The organism is Aeromonas sp. PS2Canimalfood6 (assembly GCF_048276795.1).
In the GTDB taxonomy this organism is placed as follows: domain Bacteria; phylum Pseudomonadota; class Gammaproteobacteria; order Enterobacterales; family Aeromonadaceae; genus Aeromonas; species Aeromonas caviae.
Genome location: NZ_JBLUXC010000048.1, coordinates 1 through 15,845 on the forward strand (window position 1 = coordinate 1; position 15,845 = coordinate 15,845).

A 15,845-nucleotide genomic window follows, 5' to 3' on the forward strand; every position below is an offset into this window, starting at 1 on the left:
TTGCGGCGGAGCACCGTTGGAGGTGATCAAGCAATACATTCAAAACCAGCGGGGCTGACGCCCCGGCGAAATTCCCCTCCCACCTACGTCGGAGGGAGTCCCCTTTCGCATTTAAGATGGCTGCATCTACTGCTATGCCAGACCCAGCCACGCCTACCTTGAGCTCTCCCCCGGGCTGGATTTCGAGAGCAAGCTGTTTGCCAAAATCAATGCTGCCGAGCTGCTGCGACGGGAGTTTGCCAAGCCAGCCTATCAGCCACAAACCATCGTGCTGGGGGCCAATACCGATCCCTATCAACCCATCGAGCACCACTATCGCCTGACTCGCGAACTCCTGACGGTGATGCTGGCTCATCGCCATCCAGTAGGGCTCATCACCAAGAGCGCCATGATCCTGCGCGACCTCGATCTGCTGACCGAGCTGGCCCGGGAAGGGTTATGCCAGGTGATGGTGTCGGTCACCACCCTCAATGAGACGTTGAGGCGACAGCTGGAGCCCAGGGCCAGCACGGGGGTTGGGCGGATCAAGGTGATCGAACGACTGGCCAAGGCCGGTGTGCCGGTCGGCGTGCTCGCCGCCCCCATGATCCCCAGGCTCAACGAGCCGGAACTGGAACAGATCATCAAGGCCGCCGTCGACGCCGGGGCGGGCTGTGCGGATTACATCTTGCTGCGATTGCCCCACGAGCTCACCACCCTCTTTTGCGACTGGCTCGATACGCACTATCCCGGCCAGAAAGAGGCGATCCTCAACTAGCTGCGGGCAAGCCGGGGTGGCGCACTCAACAGCGCCACCTTTGGTAGCCGCATGCGAGGTGAAGGACAGTTTGCCGACCTGCTCGCCCAGCGCTTTCGCCTGATCAGCAGGCGGCTGCAACTGGGCAAGCGCCATATAGCACTCAATACGGCCGCCTTCATCCGCCCGGGCGAGCAGTTGCGTCTGTTCTGAGCGCCGTCAGCTCCGTGGTCTCGGCGGGCAGCTCCCCGCTGGGTGGCGCCGTGCAATCAGCTCCGCAGGCAGGCGGGATGGCTCGTGCGCCACCTCCTCCTCATCCACCCTAAGGCGCACCTTCTCCTGCCCTCCCCACATCCGGCTCCACCAGATCTCCCACATTACCCAGCTCGTCATAACAGTGCTCCTGGCAAGCGATGCCTGCCTCTGTGGTGGCCTCATTCAACGCAGGCAGCATGGCTGGCCGTCATGACAGGGCCATGACAGTCGAGTGAAGGAATCGTGTTGATGCGATGGGACCAACCCTGCATATCAGGAAGATGACGCCGTGGCAGGCAGGGCTGCATGCACGGCAGACGGAGCCGGGCAGCAGAGAAGAGAGCTGCTGGGCAAGCACAAGGACGGGGAGAGCCTGCGGTGAGGCGGACAAAAAAAGAGCGACCATCAAGGTCGCTCTTTTACACCGGACAAAGGGGGACGATTACTCGTCGCCCGCCTCCCCGGTATCGACGGCGCCAGCGTCCGCTGCGGTGTCGGTGCCTTCAGACACCTCCCCTTCAACAGCCAGGGCCTCGGTTTCCTCTTCGTCGCTCTCGGCAACGCGCTGCAGGCCGACTACGGTCTCGTCTTCACCGGTACGGATCAGACGCACACCGCCGGTGTTGCGGCCGATGACGCTCACCTCGGACACCCGGGTACGAACCAGGGTACCGCCGTTGGTGATCAGCATGATCTGGTCGGTATCTTCGACCTGGATCGCATCGATCACCTTGCCGTTGCGCTCATCCACCTTGATGGAGATGACGCCCTGGGTACCACGGCTCTTGGTCGGGTACTCGTCCAGCGCGGTACGCTTGCCGTAACCGTTCTCGGTGGCGGTGAGGATGGCACCATCACCACGGGGCACGATGAGGGAGACCACCTTGTCACCGGCGCCCAGCTTGATGCCGCGCACACCGGCAGCGGTACGACCCATGGGACGTACGCCCTTGAAGGTGCCTTTGCTTTCGGTGCCTTCGCCGTTGTCGCTGCCGTCATCGTCGTTGCCGGCGTCGTCGTCGGTGTCGACTTCGTCAGTGGCATCGGCATCGGCACGACCACTGCCTTCCGCAAAGCGAACCACCTTGCCCGCATCGGAGAAGAGCATGATCTCGTTGCTGCCATCGGTGATGTCCACCCCGATCAGCTCATCACCCTCTTTGAGGTTGATGGCACGGATACCGGAGGAGAGCGGACGGCTGAAGTCAGACAGGCTGGTCTTCTTCACGGTGCCGTTGGCGGTGGCGAAGAAGACATACTTGTCGGCGTCATATTCTTTCACCGGCAGGATGGCGGTGATGCGCTCACCCTCATCCAGCGGCAGCAGGTTGATGATCGGACGACCGCGGGCGCCACGGGACGCTTCCGGTAGCTGATACACCTTGAGCCAGTAGACCTTGCCACGGGTGGAGAAGCACAGAATGGTGTCGTGGGTGTTGGCCACCAGCAGACGCTCCACAAAGTCCTCTTCCTTGATCCGGGTGGCCGACTTGCCACGACCACCGCGGCGCTGGGCCTCGTAATCGGAGAGCGGCTGATACTTCACATAGCCCTGGTGAGACAAGGTAACGACCACGTCTTCCGGGGTGATCAGATCTTCGATGTTGATCTCGGCACTGGACATGCTGATCTCGGTGCGACGCTCGTCGCCGTACTGCTCGCGCACGGCCAGCAGCTCGTCACGGATCACTTCCATCAGGCGTTCCGGGCTTGCCAGGATGTGCAGCAGCTCGGCGATGAGATCCAGCAGAGATTGGTACTCTTCCAGGATCTTCTCGTGCTCGAGGCCGGTCAGCTTGTGCAGACGCAGGTCAAGGATGGCCTGGGCCTGGATCTCGGTCAGGAAGTACTGCCCTTCACGGATGCCGAACTCCGGCTCCAGCCACTCGGGGCGAGCCGCGTCGTCGCCCGCTTTTTCCAGCATGGCGGCCACGTTGCCGAGCTCCCAGCCCTTGGCTACCAGGGCGGCTTTCGCATCCGCCGGGGTCGCACTGTGGCGAATGAGCTCGATGATGGGGTCGATGTTGGCCAATGCCACCGCCAACCCTTCCAGGATGTGCGCCCGATCCCGCGCCTTGCGCAGCTCGAACACGGTCCGGCGGGTCACCACTTCACGGCGGTGCAGCAGGAACGCATCCAGGATCTCTTTGAGGTTCATCACCTTGGGCTGGTTGTTGTCCAGCGCCACCATGTTGATGCCGAACGTGGTCTGCATCTGGGTGTGCTTGTAGAGATTGTTCAGCACAATCTCGCCGGACTCGCCGCGCTTGATCTCGATGACGATGCGCATGCCGTCTTTGTCGGACTCATCGCGCAGGGCGCTGATGCCCTCGATTTTCTTCTCTTTGACCAGCTCGGCGATCTTCTCGATCAGGCGAGCCTTGTTCACCTGATAGGGGATCTCGTGAACGATGATGGTCTCGCGACTGGTCTTCTCGTCCACCTCCACTTCAGCCTTGGCCCGCACATAGACGGAGCCGCGACCGGTACGGTACGCCTGCACGATGCCGGAACGACCGTTGATGATGCCGCCGGTGGGGAAATCCGGGCCGGTGACATGGGTCATCAGCTCGTCAATGGTGAGGTCGCCGTTTTCGATCAGCGCCAGGCAACCGTTGACAATCTCGGTGAGGTTGTGAGGCGGGATGTTGGTCGCCATGCCCACCGCGATACCGGAGGAGCCGTTGACCAGCAAGGTGGGGACCTTGGTGGGCATGACAGCCGGGATCATCTCGGTACCGTCGTAGTTCGGCACCCAGTCCACGGTCTCTTTGTCCAGATCGGCCAGCAGCTCGTGGGAGATGCGCGCCATCCGCACTTCGGTGTAACGCATGGCCGCGGCGTTGTCGCCGTCCACCGAACCGAAGTTGCCCTGACCGTCGACCAGCATGTAGCGCATGGAGAAATCCTGCGCCATCCGGACGATGGTGTCATACACGGCGCTGTCGCCATGCGGGTGATATTTACCGATTACGTCACCGACCACACGGGCCGATTTTTTATAGGGCTTGTTCCAGTCGTTCCCCAGCTCGTTCATTGCATACAGAACGCGGCGGTGAACCGGTTTCAAGCCATCACGCACATCCGGCAGAGCTCGTCCTACGATCACGCTCATGGCGTAATCCAGATAGGAACTCTTGAGCTCTTCTTCGATGTTGACCGGCGTGATCTCTCTGGCCAGATCGCTCATAGAAAGCCTTAATCCCTAATTAGTTGTTCTTTGGCTTAAACAGCGCGACATGGTAACACACTGAGCCAAATACATTAAGCCACAAATCCGATGAGCACATCGGGCTGGTGCGACGAGGTCGGTCCGTTATAATGCGCGCCAGGACAATAGATTGCGCGCGCCCAGCCCGCTGCGCGCCTTGCCACAGGATCATCAAAACATGAATAGTGATGCCAATGTCGATCTGACAGAAATCGCCAAATTTGAAGCCATCGCCTCCCGCTGGTGGGACATGGAGGGCGAATTCAAGCCGCTGCATCAAATCAACCCGGTGCGCCTTGACTGGATCACCGACAAGAGCGGCGGCCTGTTTGGCAAGCGCGTGCTCGACATCGGCTGCGGTGGCGGCATCCTCTCCGAGAGCATGGCCCGCCGGGGGGCCCGGGTCACCGGCATCGACATGGGCAAGGAACCCCTCGGCGTCGCCCGCCTGCACGCGCTGGAACAAGGTGTGGAGCTCGAGTACCGCCAGAGCACCGCCGAAGCCCACGCCGATGAAGCGCCTGGCCAGTATGACGTGGTTACCTGCATGGAGATGCTGGAGCACGTGCCGGACCCGGCCTCGGTGCTGCGCGCCATCGCCACCCTGGTACGGCCGGGGGGCAAGGTGTTCGTCTCCACCATCAACCGCAACCCCAAAGCCTATCTGATGATGATCCTCGGGGCCGAGTACCTGTTGAAGATGGTCCCCAAGGGCACTCACGATCACAAGAAGTTCATCACCCCCGCCGAACTGTGTCGCATGGGGGAAGCGGCGGGCCTGCTGGTGCGGGACATGAGTGGCGTTCACTACGCCCCGCTCTCCAACAGCTTCAAGCTCGGCAAGAATGTCGACGTCAACTACATGGTGGCGTTCGAGCGCCCGGAGCAAGGCTGATGAGCACACCTCACCCGATGCCCCTTGGCTGCGTGCTGTTTGATCTGGACGGCACCCTGCTCGACACCGCCCCAGACCTTGGCGCCGCCGTCAATCACGTGCTGATAAGCGAAGGCTTTGCCCCGCTCTCTGACGACATCATCCGCCAGACCACCTCCCACGGGGCCCTCGGGCTGCTCAGGGCCGGTCTTGGTGACGAGCTGCTCGAGGAGCTGGGGGCCACCCGCCTTCGCACCGCCCTGCTCGACTACTACGCCGCCAACCTCTGCGTCGGCACCCGCCCCTATGAAGGCATGGTGGATCTCATCGAGTGGCTCGACGAGAAAAAGCTGCCCTGGGGCATTGTCACCAACAAGCCGGGTTTTCTCACCGAACCGCTCCTGGCAGCCCTGCCTGAACTCGCCAGTTGCGGCGTGACCGTGAGCGCCGACACCCTGCCGGTACGCAAGCCCGACCCCGCCCCCATGTTCTTTGCCTGCGAGCGGCTCGGCATCGCGGCCAGCCAGTGTCTCTATGTGGGGGATCACGTGCGCGACATCGAGGCCGGCCGCAACGCCGGCATGCGTACCGCGGTGGCTGGCTGGGGTTATCTCAATGATGACGAGGATCCGGCCCTCTGGGGCGCCGATCTTCACTTTGATACCGTGCAGGCCCTGCACCACTGGCTTCGCTACGAGCTGAGCTGACGTCCATGCCCATGACCGACAAGGCATCCGGATAGAGGTGGATCTGCGGGGCAACTTTGATGTTGTCCCGATGGCCATGTGGGCATCGGCCCCGGCGCGCAGCTCCCCCCGCAGCACACCAGAGGGATCCCGGACGATCCCTCTTTTTACAGGCTTGGCAACCCCCCGAACGGCGTAACAGGACACCTTTTGACCCTGACTGCACAAGGGATGAGCAGGCCGGATTTGCTAGTAAAAACACCCTGCTTTCGCAAGCAAAAAAAGTTATTTTAATTTTCCATCTTCGATCGCCGGACTTGCATTTGACGGATCGGACGGATGAAAACCCGTTCGCTGTGAGCGTCCACTAACTCCCGTCCCGACACCCACAATTTATCCACAGCTAATGCGTTATCCACAGATTGCATTACCGCATCGACCTCACTATCTTGTAGTTCGCATTAAAAATAACACTACATCTTGTGATTCATCGCACAATCCCTACCCAGTTTCCCTCGACAGACGGAGCCGGGTTGCGTCATTGTGCGATGGCTTTTCGGGAATCAACCGATACCGGCAGGTATCAATGAAAGGGGTCATCAGCCAATGAACTTGTTTGTGACGAAGCGTAACGGACACAAAGAACCCATCGATCTGGATAAAATTCACCGCGTGCTCGACTGGGCTGCCGAGAAGCTCGACAACGTGTCGGTCTCCCAGGTGGAGCTCAAGTCCCACATCCAGTTCTATGACGGTATCCGTACCGCCGACATCCACGAGACCATCATCAAGGCTGCAGCTGACCTCATCTCCGAGCAAAGCCCGGACTACCAGTACATGGCTGCCCGTCTGGCCATCTTCCACCTGCGCAAGAAGGCCTACGGCCAGTTCGAGCCGCCCCACCTGTATCAGCACGTCGCCAGACTGGTGGACATGGGCAAGTACGACAAGCACCTGCTGGAAGACTACAGCCAGGCGGAATTTGAGGAGCTGAACGGCTACCTCGATCACTGGCGCGACATGGACTTCTCCTACGCGGCGGTCAAGCAGCTCGAAGGCAAGTACCTGGTCCAGAACCGTGTCACCGGCGAGATCTACGAGAGCCCGCAGTTCCTCTACATCCTGGTAGCGGCCTGCCTCTTCTCCAAGTATCCGAAAGATACCCGTCTGGACTACATCAAGCGCTTCTATGATGCGGTCTCGACCTTCAAGATCTCCCTGCCGACCCCGATCATGAGCGGCGTGCGCACCCCGACCCGCCAGTTCAGCTCCTGCGTGCTGATCGAGTGCGACGACAGCCTGGATTCCATCAATGCCACCGCCAGCGCCATCGTGCGCTACGTTTCCCAGCGCGCCGGCATCGGCATCAACGCTGGTCGCATCCGTGGTCTGGGCAGCCCCATCCGTGGCGGCGAAGCCTTCCACACCGGCTGCATCCCCTTCTACAAATACTTCCAGACTGCGGTGAAGTGCTGCTCCCAGGGCGGCGTGCGCGGCGGTGCGGCCACCCTGTTCTACCCGCTGTGGCACACCGAGGTGGAGAGCCTGCTGGTACTGAAGAACAACCGCGGCGTGGAAGAGAACCGGGTCCGTCACATGGACTACGGCGTGCAGATCAACAAGCTGATGTACCAGCGCCTCATCAAGGGCGGCGATATCACCTTGTTCTCCCCGTCCGATGCACCCGGCCTCTATGACGCCTTCTTCGCGGACCAGGACAAGTTTGAAGCGCTCTACGTCAAGTACGAGCAGGACCCGGCCATTCGCAAGAAGACCCTCAAGGCGGTGGATCTCTTCTCCCTGATGATGCAGGAGCGCGCCGGTACCGGTCGCATCTACATCCAGAACGTGGATCACTGCAACACCCACAGCCCGTTCGACCCGTCCGTGGCGCCGGTGCGCCAGTCCAACCTCTGCCTCGAGATTGCGCTGCCCACCAAGCCGCTCAACAACGTGGATGACGAGGACGGCGAGATTGCCCTGTGCACCCTCTCCGCCTTCAACCTGGGCGCCATCGAGAAGCTGGAAGATCTGGAAGAGATGGCCGAGCTGGCCGTGCGCGCTCTGGACGCCCTGCTCGACTATCAGGACTACCCGCTCAAGGCCGCCAAGAAGGGCAGCATGAACCGCCGCACTCTGGGGATCGGCGTCATCAACTACGCCTACTACCTGGCGAAAAACGGTGCCCGCTACTCCGATGGTTCCGGTCTGGCCCTGACCCACCGCACCTTCGAGGCGATCCAGTACTACCTGCTGAAAGCCTCCGTGCAACTGGCCCGCGAGTTCGGCCCCTGCCCGGCCTTCAACGAGACCACCTATGCCCAGGGTATCCTGCCCATCGATACCTATAAAAAGGATCTGGACACCCTGTGCAATGAACCCCTGCACCTGGACTGGGAAACCTTGCGCGAAGAGATCAAGACCGTGGGTCTGCGCAACTCCACCCTGACCGCCCTGATGCCGAGCGAGACCTCCAGCCAGATCTCCAACGCCACCAACGGCATCGAGCCGCCCCGCGGCCTGGTGTCGGTGAAAGCCTCCAAGGACGGCATCCTCAAGCAGGTGGTACCGGAGTACCACCGCCTGAAGGATCAGTACGAACTGCTGTGGAAACAGCCGAGCGTCGACGGTTACCTGCAGCTGGTCGGCATCATGCAGAAGTTCGTGGATCAGGCGATCTCCGCCAACACCAACTACGACCCGGCCCGCTTCGAAGGCAACAAGGTGCCGATGAAGCAGTTGCTCAAAGACTTGCTGACCGCCTACAAATACGGTCTCAAGACCCTCTACTATCACAACACCCGTGATGGTGCCGACGACACCCAGACCGATCTGCAAGATGACGGCTGCGCTGGCGGGGCTTGCAAGATCTAACCGCGAAACGCACTGATAAACCGGGCGGGAGCATCAAGCTCCCGCCCTCCTGTTTTCCCTATTTCACGGCATTCTAACCATGGCTTACTCTACTTTTTGCCAGACCCAAAACGATCAGCTCAAGGAGCCGATGTTCTTCGGCCAGTCGGTCAACGTGGCCCGTTATGACCAGCAAAAGCACGACATCTTCGAGCGGCTGATCGAGAAGCAGCTCTCCTTCTTCTGGCGCCCGGAAGAGGTGGATGTCTCCCACGACCGCATCGACTTCCAGGCTCTGCCGCCCCACGAGCAGCACATCTTCATCTCCAACCTGAAGTACCAGACCCTGCTGGATTCCATTCAGGGCCGCAGCCCCAACGTGGCCCTGCTGCCCCTGGTCTCCATCCCGGAGCTGGAGACCTGGATCGAGACCTGGGCCTTCTCCGAGACCATCCACTCTCGCTCCTACACCCACATCATCCGCAACATCGTCAACAACCCGGGCCAGGTGTTCGACGACATCGTGACCAACGAGCAGATCTTGAAGCGCGCCGGCTCCATCAGCCACTTCTATGACGATCTCATCGAGGCCACCTCCGTCTATCACCTGCACGGTGAGGGGACCCACCGGATCGGGGATCGCGAAGTCACCATCAGCCTTCGGGAGCTCAAGAAGAAGCTCTACCTGTGCCTGATGAGCGTCAACGCCCTCGAAGCAATCCGCTTCTACGTGAGCTTCGCCTGCTCCTTCGCCTTCGCCGAGCGCGAGCTGATGGAAGGCAATGCCAAGATCATCAAGATGATCGCCCGTGACGAGGCCCTGCACCTGACCGGCACCCAGCACATGCTGAACCTGATGCGCAGCGGCAACGACGACCCCGACATGGCGGAGATCGCCGTCGAGTGCGAGCAGGCCTGCTTCGAGCTGTTCAAGGAAGCAGCCCTGCAGGAGAAGGAGTGGGCCGAGTACCTGTTCCAGGATGGCTCCATGATCGGCCTGAACAAGGACATCCTCTGCCAGTACGTGGAATACATCACCAACCTGCGCATGGCGGCCGTCGGCCTGCAACCGGCCTTTGCCGGCACCAAGCAGAACCCCATCCCCTGGATCAACACCTGGCTCTCCTCCGACAACGTGCAGGTGGCGCCCCAGGAAGTGGAAGTAAGCTCCTATCTGGTGGGTCAGATAGACAGTGAAGTGCACGCCGACGATCTGGGTGACTTCGAGCTGTGATGCAAGGCGACCTCTGCTGGCAGACCATGATGCGGGAGAGCGACGTCCGTGAGTGACGCCACCGCCACCCTGAACGCGCCCCTGCATACCGCCACCACGGCGCCGGAGGGGCAAGCCCCCCAGGTACAGACCCTGGACGGTGTGCTGCACCCCCATCCCGGCGAAAGCGTGCTGGAGACCCTGGAGCGCCACGGCCATCACGTGGAGTTCCAGTGCCGCAGCGGCTATTGCGGCGCCTGCCGTACCCCGCTGCTGGCGGGCAAGGTGCACTACGCCGCCGTCCCGCTCGCCTTTGTCTCCCAGGGGGAGTGCCTCCCCTGCTGCTGCCAGCCGGTGGGCGCCATCAAGCTCGATATCCGAAAGGGCTGACGGCCCTTGTCGCCAGATCTGCCCTGCAAACAAAAAGCCGCCGGATTGCTCCGGCGGCTTTTTTCATGGGAATCTCCCGTCTCTTGAGGGAAATGAGGGGCCATGGCCCCTCTTACATTACAACCCGGGGGCGTTACAACCAGGGGGCGGCGGTCGGCCCGTGGTGCAGACCCAGCTTCCAGACCCGGCCAAAGTGCTTGTAGTGACCGGCCGCGACACCGGCTTTCTCCCCCATGCCGTGGTAGAGGTCAAGGTGGCCCTTCTTCACCGCGCCCCCCACATCCAGCGCAATCAACAGCCGCAGCTGGTGCTTGCCGGTCCAGTTGCCCTCTTTGTCCAGCAGCGGTACTTCCGCCAGGATCGGCGTGCCCATCGGCAGCAGGGTCTTGTCGGCAGCCACCGCCGCCATGGGCAAGAGCGGAATGCCGGCAGCCCCCACCACGTCGTTGGTGGGACGGCGCTCGAAGAAGACATAGGAGGGGTTCTGCTCCACCAGCTCCTTCACGCTCTCTTCCGGCTGACGATTGGCCCACTCCTTGATGGCCTTCATGGACATCTGCTCCTTGGGCACTTCGCCACGGTCGATGAGCACCCGGCCAATGCTGACATAGCCGTGGCCGTTCTTGCCGCTGTAGCCGAGGTACTGCAACCGGTCGTCATCGCCGTAGTGAACGAAGCCGGAACCCTGCACGTCCATCAGGAAGTTGTCGATGAGGGATTTGCTGTAGCCCAGCTCCAGCCCCCGGTTGGCCAGCGCCCCCCGGTGGATCTCGGCCCGGCTCGGGCAGCGACCGCCGCAGTTGGGCATGGCATAGATGGGATACTTGTACTGGGCGTCCGGGCGATGGCGCACCTCCAGCACTGGCGAGTAGTAGCCGGTGAAGAGCACGTTGCCCATGCGGTCGGCACCGCCAAGCTGGGCCAGGCTGATACCGTACTGGGTGATATGGGCGGGATTGCCCCCATTGGCGACCCAGCGTGAGAGTTGACGGTAGAGCTCCCCATAGCGGCTCGCCATACGGCCGGAGCGTTCCATCACCATCCGGCTCTGGGGACCGAACTTGCTGTAATCGGCGCGGGCGCGGCTGTTGACCCGCTCCACCCGCACCAGATCCCCCGGCAGGGCACCATCCAGATACTGCTTGCCCAGATTCACAGGGATCTCGCAGTTCAGAAAACATCCGGATTCCGCCTTCTTCTGGGGCACCTTGACCGGTTCAGGGTTGCCCGCACAACCGGCCAGCCCCACCACGGCGGCGGCCAACCAGTACGCATGTCTATTCATATGTCCTCATATAACACCGAGTGTCTTGCACGGCGGGGAAGATGCCAAAATTGCCCGGGGAAAGCAAACGCCTTCACGCCCCTGACGACGGATTTCTCCTGCCGTGATCTTCTGGGTTATAACAAGGTGACAAGGTGTGAGAGGTCATGGATGGAACAGCTCGAAATCTTCCCGCTCCAGAGCCCCTGTGTCGGGGTCTGCGAACTGAACAACAAGGGGTATTGCAAGGGATGCCTGCGAAGCCGCGAGGAGCGTTTCAACTGGCTTGCCATGACCCCTGCCCAGCAGCAGGAGGTGATGCGCCTGTGCCGCAGCCGCAAGGCCAGGGTCGAGGCCGCTCGCCGCAAGGCGCAGGCCGCAGAGGCGGCCGATCCGCCGCCTCCGCCGGGCTGGGATTTTTAAATCCCCCTTTGCCCCTCCCCTCAACAAGAAAGGCGGCCCCAGGGCCGCCTTGTCATGAAGGGTGTGTCACGCCGTGATCTCCTCAGGCGGTCGCCAGCTTGGCCTGCTCCTCGCCACGCTTGAGCATGGCGTAGGCCACCCCGGTCACCAGAGAACCGGCCGCGATCGCCAGGATGTACATCATCACATGGCTGATGGCGTTCGGGATGAAGAGCACGAACAGACCGCCGTGGGGTGCCACCAGCTCGCAGCCGAACAGCATGGAGAGCGCACCGGTCAGGGCGCCGCCCGCCATGCAGGCCGGGATGACGCGCATGGGGTCCTTGGCGGCAAACGGGATGGCCCCCTCGGAGATGAAGCACAGACCCAGCACGAAGGAGGCCTTGCCCGCTTCCTGCTCCGCCTTGATGAACTTTCTGCTGGCCAGGAAGGTCGCGATCCCCATCCCCAGTGCAGGCACCATGCCGGCGGCCATGACCGCTGCCATGGGGGCATAGGTCTTGGAGGCGAGCAGGCCGACACCGAAAGCATAAGCCGCCTTGTTGACCGGGCCACCCATGTCGAAGCACATCATGGCGCCGATGATGACACCCAGCAGCACGGCGTTGGCAGAGCCCATGTTGTTGAGGAACTCGGTCATGGCGTTCATGATGCCCGCCACCGGGCCACCCACCACGTAGATCATCACCAGACCGGTGAACAGGCTGGCAAAGAGCGGAATGATGAGGATGGGTTTGAGGGCTTCCAGGGTGACCGGCAGGCGCACCTTGTCGCTCAGGAACTTGGCGCTGTAACCGGCGAGGAAGCCGCCGACGATGCCGCCAAGGAAACCGGCGCCGAGCGAGCTTGCCAGCATACCGGCGATCATGCCGGGCGCCAGACCCGGACGGTCGGCGATGGAGTAGGCGATGTAGCCTGCCAGCACCGGGATCATCAGGGCGAAGGCGGAGCCGCCACCGATCTTCATCAGGGCCGCGGCCAGCGTCCCCTCTTCCTTGAACGCTTCAATGCCGAAGATGAAGGAGAGCGCGATGATAAGGCCCCCCGCCACCACCATGGGCAGCATGAAGGAGACACCGGTCAGCAGGTGCTTGTAGGGGCCCGCCTTTTCCTCTTTCTTGACCGCAGCCGCGCCGCTGTGGCGATAGACCTTCGCCTCGGTCCAGGCCTTGTCGAGCTCGGCCCGGGTTTTCTTCAGGGCAGCCCCCGTGCTGGTGCGATAGACCGGCTTGCCGTCAAAGCGCGCCATATCCACCTCGATGTCAGTGGCGAGGAACACCAGATCGGCGGCGGCAATCTCGTCCGCCGTCAAGGCATTCTGGGCACCGACCGAGCCCTGGGTTTCGACGCGGATCTGGTGACCCAGCTGCTTGGCCATGGTCTCCAGGGCCTCGGCCGACATGAAGGTGTGGGCCACCCCGGTCGGGCAGGCCGTCACCGCCACGATGCGCTTGGCACCGCTGGCCGGTTTGGCAACCACAGGTGCCGCCTCATGGCGATAGACGCTGGCACCGCTTCGCGCGGCTTCCAGCAGGGCAGCGGGATCCTGGAGCGCCAGATCCATGTCGCCCCGATAGAGCGACTTGCCGTCATAGGCGGCCAGATCCACCGGTGCGCTGGCAACGACCAGCACCAGGTCGGCGGCGGCAATCTGCTCTTTCGAGGGAACCTGACGGGGCTGCACGCTGGACTCGACGTCGAGGGTGAGCTCCCAGCCAGCCAGTTTGGCCTGCTGTTCTATCCGTTTTGCAGCGAGAAAGCTGGTGGCAATGCCCGCCGGGCAAGCCGTAACCAGAATTGCTTTCATTGGGCATCTCCTGAGTTAGCCATCAAATGGGGTTGGGGTTGAGTCGGTGCCAGATCATCCAGACGCTGTACGCGCACCTGCTCGAGTAACGGTTTGAGCACATTGATATCGTTGAAGCCGACCGCGACCTGGCTCACCGCCAGTGCCGAGACGGCGGTGGCCAGACGCAGGGTTTGCTCCGGCGTCCAGTCCAGGCTCATGCCATGGACCAGGCCCGCCACCAGGGAGTCGCCGGCACCCACGGTGCTGACCACCTCCATGCGCGGCGGAATCGCCTGCCAGGTGGCATCCGGTGCAAACCAGATGAGGCCGTCGGCACCATTGGAGATCACCACGTTGGGGATCCCGCTTGCCTGCAGCGCGCGGGCGCACTCGGCCTGCTCGCTCAGGGTCTTCACGGGGCGACCCGCCCACTGGCTCAGCTCTTCCAGGTTGGGTTTGACCAGGGTCGGCGCCGCCTTGATCCCTTCGCTCAACGCCGCGCCGCTGCAATCGAAGATCACCTGCTTGCCCTTGGCCTTGAGCAGGCGGATCAGATGGCCACAGTAATCGGGGGACACCCCTTTGGGCAGGCTGCCCGCCAGCACGAACCAGTCGGTGTGGGGAGCCAGTCGCTCCAGCGCCGCTTCCAGGGCGCTGACATCGCCTTCCTGCACGGCGAGTCCCGGCAGATTGAGATCGGTCACCCGGCCGGATTGTTCGGAGATCTTGACGTTGATCCGGGTGTCGCCCGCCACGCGCACGAAGTGATCGGCAAGGGCACGTTCCTCGAACAGGGAGACGAAGCTCTGCTGGTTGCCCTCACCGAGCCAGCCGGTCAGGCCTACGTCACGGCCGAGATCTTTCAAGACCATGGCGACGTTGATCCCCTTGCCCGCGGCGCGCAAGTTGGCCTCGCTCACCAGATTGACCTCGCCAGGGTGCATGGCCTCCAGACGGGTGGTGAGATCGAGCGCGGGATTGAGGGTGATGGTGACGATGTCCATCAGTGCGCCCCCTCGCCCAAGCCGGCGGCAATGGCTTCGCCAATGCCCTTGAGGGCGGCTTCGGCATCCGCTCCTTCGGCGCGAAACGCCAGACGATGACCGCACTTGACCCCAAGCCCGATCACCTTCATCAGGCTCTTGGCAGAGACGGCTTCACCGCTGCCATCGAGGTTGGCGACGCGGATGTCGGATTCATACTCCTTGGCCACCTTGACCAGCATGGCGCCCGGACGGGCGTGCAGACCGTGGGGGTTGATGATGGTGAAGGTCTCGGACAGCCCGCTCGCCGGACCCGCCTGCAACATGGCAAGACCATCGCTGCCAGAAAGGGTGGCCAGCTGGCCGGCGGCGGCCAGCTTGGCCAGATTCTCGAGTTGCGGCAAATGGCCGCTATCTGCGGCACACAGCAGCAGCAGGGCGCTGACCGGCAATTCACCGACGTTCAGCGGGGTGCTCGGGGTGGCCAGCACCCAACCGGTCTGGGCCGCTTGCGCACGGGCCAGCCAGATGCCCTCCCCCAGGTGAACAGGCTGGCTGGCCAGGAGGGCGCTCACCATGGCGGCGTCTCCCCAGCCTGCGGATTTGGCGCGGGCCGCAGCCCCCAGCAGCAACTGCTCCTGGTCGTCGGCCGGGAAGTCCGCCAGGGTCAGGTATTGCACCTCTTTGGCGGCAGTCGCGCCAGTCAGGATATTGATGATGGTCTCTTCGTCGGTCGCCCCCTTGAGCTGGGCTGCGGCCTGCTCGTCACCCAGCACGTGGGTGAGCTGGCGCAAGATCCCCAGGTGCTCGTCGGACTTGGCGGCGATGCCGATGGCGACGTAGGCAATCTGCCCCTCGTCCCACTCGATGCCGTGGGGGAACTGGGCCACCATGACGCCGGTGCTCTTCACCAGATGGCGGGTGTCCGTGGTGCCGTGGGGAATGGCGATACCGCTGCCAAGATAGGTGGCGTGCTGCGCTTCCCGCGCCAGCATGCCGTCCACGTAACCTGCTTCAACCAGACCGGCGTCGGTCAGTTTGCTTGCCAGCAGGGCGATGGCGTCCGCCTTGGTCGTCACCGATTGTCCCAGCAGGATTTGCTGTCGCGCCAACTTCAACATAGAGATTCTCCATCAGGTCCGGCTTCGCCTCGCGGCGTACCGGCTCA

12 protein-coding genes and 1 pseudogene are annotated in these 15,845 nt (G+C 62.4%); 7 read left to right on the forward strand and 6 right to left on the reverse strand.

All coding sequences use genetic code 11. The annotated features are described in order from the left end of the window. Nucleotides 1-118 precede the first annotated feature (118 nt). Nucleotides 119-949 (forward strand): annotated as a pseudogene (locus ACNPAA_RS16505) (PA0069 family radical SAM protein); the annotation flags it as partial. Nucleotides 950-955: 6 nt separating this feature from the next. Here the strand turns inward: ACNPAA_RS16505 and ACNPAA_RS16510 are convergent. Both ACNPAA_RS16510 and gyrA read right to left on the reverse strand, forming a co-directional pair. After that, nucleotides 956-1,129, reverse strand: a complete 174-nt coding sequence (locus tag ACNPAA_RS16510) for a hypothetical protein (protein ID WP_171865703.1) — start codon at nt 1,127-1,129, stop codon at nt 956-958. A 304-nt stretch (nt 1,130-1,433) separates the two neighbouring features. Beyond that, nucleotides 1,434-4,181, reverse strand: a complete 2,748-nt coding sequence (gene gyrA, locus ACNPAA_RS16515) for a DNA topoisomerase (ATP-hydrolyzing) subunit A (protein WP_039040760.1) — start codon at nt 4,179-4,181, stop codon at nt 1,434-1,436. A gap of 199 nt (nt 4,182-4,380) precedes the next feature. Between gyrA and ubiG the strand changes: the two genes are divergently transcribed. From ubiG to yfaE, 5 genes are all read left to right on the forward strand, one after another. Then, the gene (gene ubiG, locus ACNPAA_RS16520; RefSeq protein ID WP_052816220.1) at nt 4,381-5,097 is read left to right on the forward strand and encodes a bifunctional 2-polyprenyl-6-hydroxyphenol methylase/3-demethylubiquinol 3-O-methyltransferase UbiG; all 717 of its coding nucleotides are present in this window, start codon (nt 4,381-4,383) and stop codon (nt 5,095-5,097) included. Then, complete coding sequence (locus tag ACNPAA_RS16525; protein WP_029314563.1) at nt 5,097-5,783, forward strand: HAD family hydrolase; 687 nt, start codon at nt 5,097-5,099, stop codon at nt 5,781-5,783. The genes ubiG and ACNPAA_RS16525 overlap by 1 nt, the downstream gene beginning before the upstream one ends. Nucleotides 5,784-6,368: 585 nt before the next feature. Next, a complete protein-coding gene (gene nrdA / locus ACNPAA_RS16530; protein ID WP_279955996.1) occupies nt 6,369-8,636 on the forward strand; it encodes a class 1a ribonucleoside-diphosphate reductase subunit alpha in 2,268 nt (755 codons plus the stop codon). A gap of 79 nt (nt 8,637-8,715) precedes the next feature. Beyond that, nucleotides 8,716-9,849, forward strand: coding sequence for a class Ia ribonucleoside-diphosphate reductase subunit beta (gene nrdB / locus ACNPAA_RS16535; protein ID WP_010674816.1), 1,134 nt, complete (start codon nt 8,716-8,718; stop codon nt 9,847-9,849). Nucleotides 9,850-9,897: 48 nt separating this feature from the next. Beyond that, nucleotides 9,898-10,218 carry a class I ribonucleotide reductase maintenance protein YfaE gene (gene yfaE / locus ACNPAA_RS16540; protein WP_042863899.1) on the forward strand — a complete coding sequence of 107 codons (321 nt, stop codon included), beginning with the start codon at nt 9,898-9,900 and terminating at the stop codon, nt 10,216-10,218. Between the two features lie 133 nt (nt 10,219-10,351). On the opposite strand, the gene mltA is transcribed toward yfaE, so the two are convergent. Beyond that, nucleotides 10,352-11,503 (reverse strand): murein transglycosylase A, encoded by a 1,152-nt coding sequence (gene mltA / locus ACNPAA_RS16545; protein WP_029314565.1) that lies wholly within the window; start codon nt 11,501-11,503, stop codon nt 10,352-10,354. A gap of 150 nt (nt 11,504-11,653) precedes the next feature. Between mltA and ACNPAA_RS16550 the strand changes: the two genes are divergently transcribed. Beyond that, complete coding sequence (locus ACNPAA_RS16550) at nt 11,654-11,905, forward strand: DUF1289 domain-containing protein (protein ID WP_039040754.1); 252 nt, start codon at nt 11,654-11,656, stop codon at nt 11,903-11,905. 82 nt (nt 11,906-11,987) lie between these two features. Here ACNPAA_RS16550 and fruA read toward each other — a convergent pair whose 3' ends face one another. From fruA to fruB, 3 genes are read right to left on the reverse strand one after another with little or no spacing between them, the layout of a single operon-like run. Then, on the reverse strand, nt 11,988-13,712 hold the full coding sequence (gene fruA, locus ACNPAA_RS16555; protein WP_103243090.1) for a PTS fructose transporter subunit IIBC: 1,725 nt from the start codon (nt 13,710-13,712) through the stop codon (nt 11,988-11,990). Next, nucleotides 13,709-14,698 carry a 1-phosphofructokinase gene (pfkB, locus tag ACNPAA_RS16560; RefSeq protein WP_049636760.1) on the reverse strand — a complete coding sequence of 330 codons (990 nt, stop codon included), beginning with the start codon at nt 14,696-14,698 and terminating at the stop codon, nt 13,709-13,711. The genes fruA and pfkB overlap by 4 nt, the downstream gene beginning before the upstream one ends. Further along, nucleotides 14,698-15,798 carry a fused PTS fructose transporter subunit IIA/HPr protein gene (gene fruB / locus ACNPAA_RS16565; protein WP_049636761.1) on the reverse strand — a complete coding sequence of 367 codons (1,101 nt, stop codon included), beginning with the start codon at nt 15,796-15,798 and terminating at the stop codon, nt 14,698-14,700. Before fruB ends, pfkB begins: the two co-directional genes overlap by 1 nt. Nucleotides 15,799-15,845 lie beyond the last annotated feature (47 nt).

What these genes read in the sequence shown, in the direction of transcription:
- ACNPAA_RS16510 (WP_171865703.1), bottom strand. Translation starts at nt 1,129, where the DNA reads ATGACGAGCTGGGTAATGTGGGAGATCTGGTGGAGCCGGATGTGGGGA.
- gyrA (WP_039040760.1), bottom strand. Translation starts at nt 4,181, where the DNA reads ATGAGCGATCTGGCCAGAGAGATCACGCCGGTCAACATCGAAGAAGAG.
- ubiG (WP_052816220.1), top strand. Translation starts at nt 4,381, where the DNA reads ATGAATAGTGATGCCAATGTCGATCTGACAGAAATCGCCAAATTTGAA.
- ACNPAA_RS16525 (WP_029314563.1), top strand. Translation starts at nt 5,097, where the DNA reads ATGAGCACACCTCACCCGATGCCCCTTGGCTGCGTGCTGTTTGATCTG.
- nrdA (WP_279955996.1), top strand. Translation starts at nt 6,369, where the DNA reads ATGAACTTGTTTGTGACGAAGCGTAACGGACACAAAGAACCCATCGAT.
- nrdB (WP_010674816.1), top strand. Translation starts at nt 8,716, where the DNA reads ATGGCTTACTCTACTTTTTGCCAGACCCAAAACGATCAGCTCAAGGAG.
- mltA (WP_029314565.1), bottom strand. Translation starts at nt 11,503, where the DNA reads ATGAATAGACATGCGTACTGGTTGGCCGCCGCCGTGGTGGGGCTGGCC.
- ACNPAA_RS16550 (WP_039040754.1), top strand. Translation starts at nt 11,654, where the DNA reads ATGGAACAGCTCGAAATCTTCCCGCTCCAGAGCCCCTGTGTCGGGGTC.
- fruA (WP_103243090.1), bottom strand. Translation starts at nt 13,712, where the DNA reads ATGAAAGCAATTCTGGTTACGGCTTGCCCGGCGGGCATTGCCACCAGC.
- pfkB (WP_049636760.1), bottom strand. Translation starts at nt 14,698, where the DNA reads ATGGACATCGTCACCATCACCCTCAATCCCGCGCTCGATCTCACCACC.
- fruB (WP_049636761.1), bottom strand. Translation starts at nt 15,798, where the DNA reads ATGTTGAAGTTGGCGCGACAGCAAATCCTGCTGGGACAATCGGTGACG.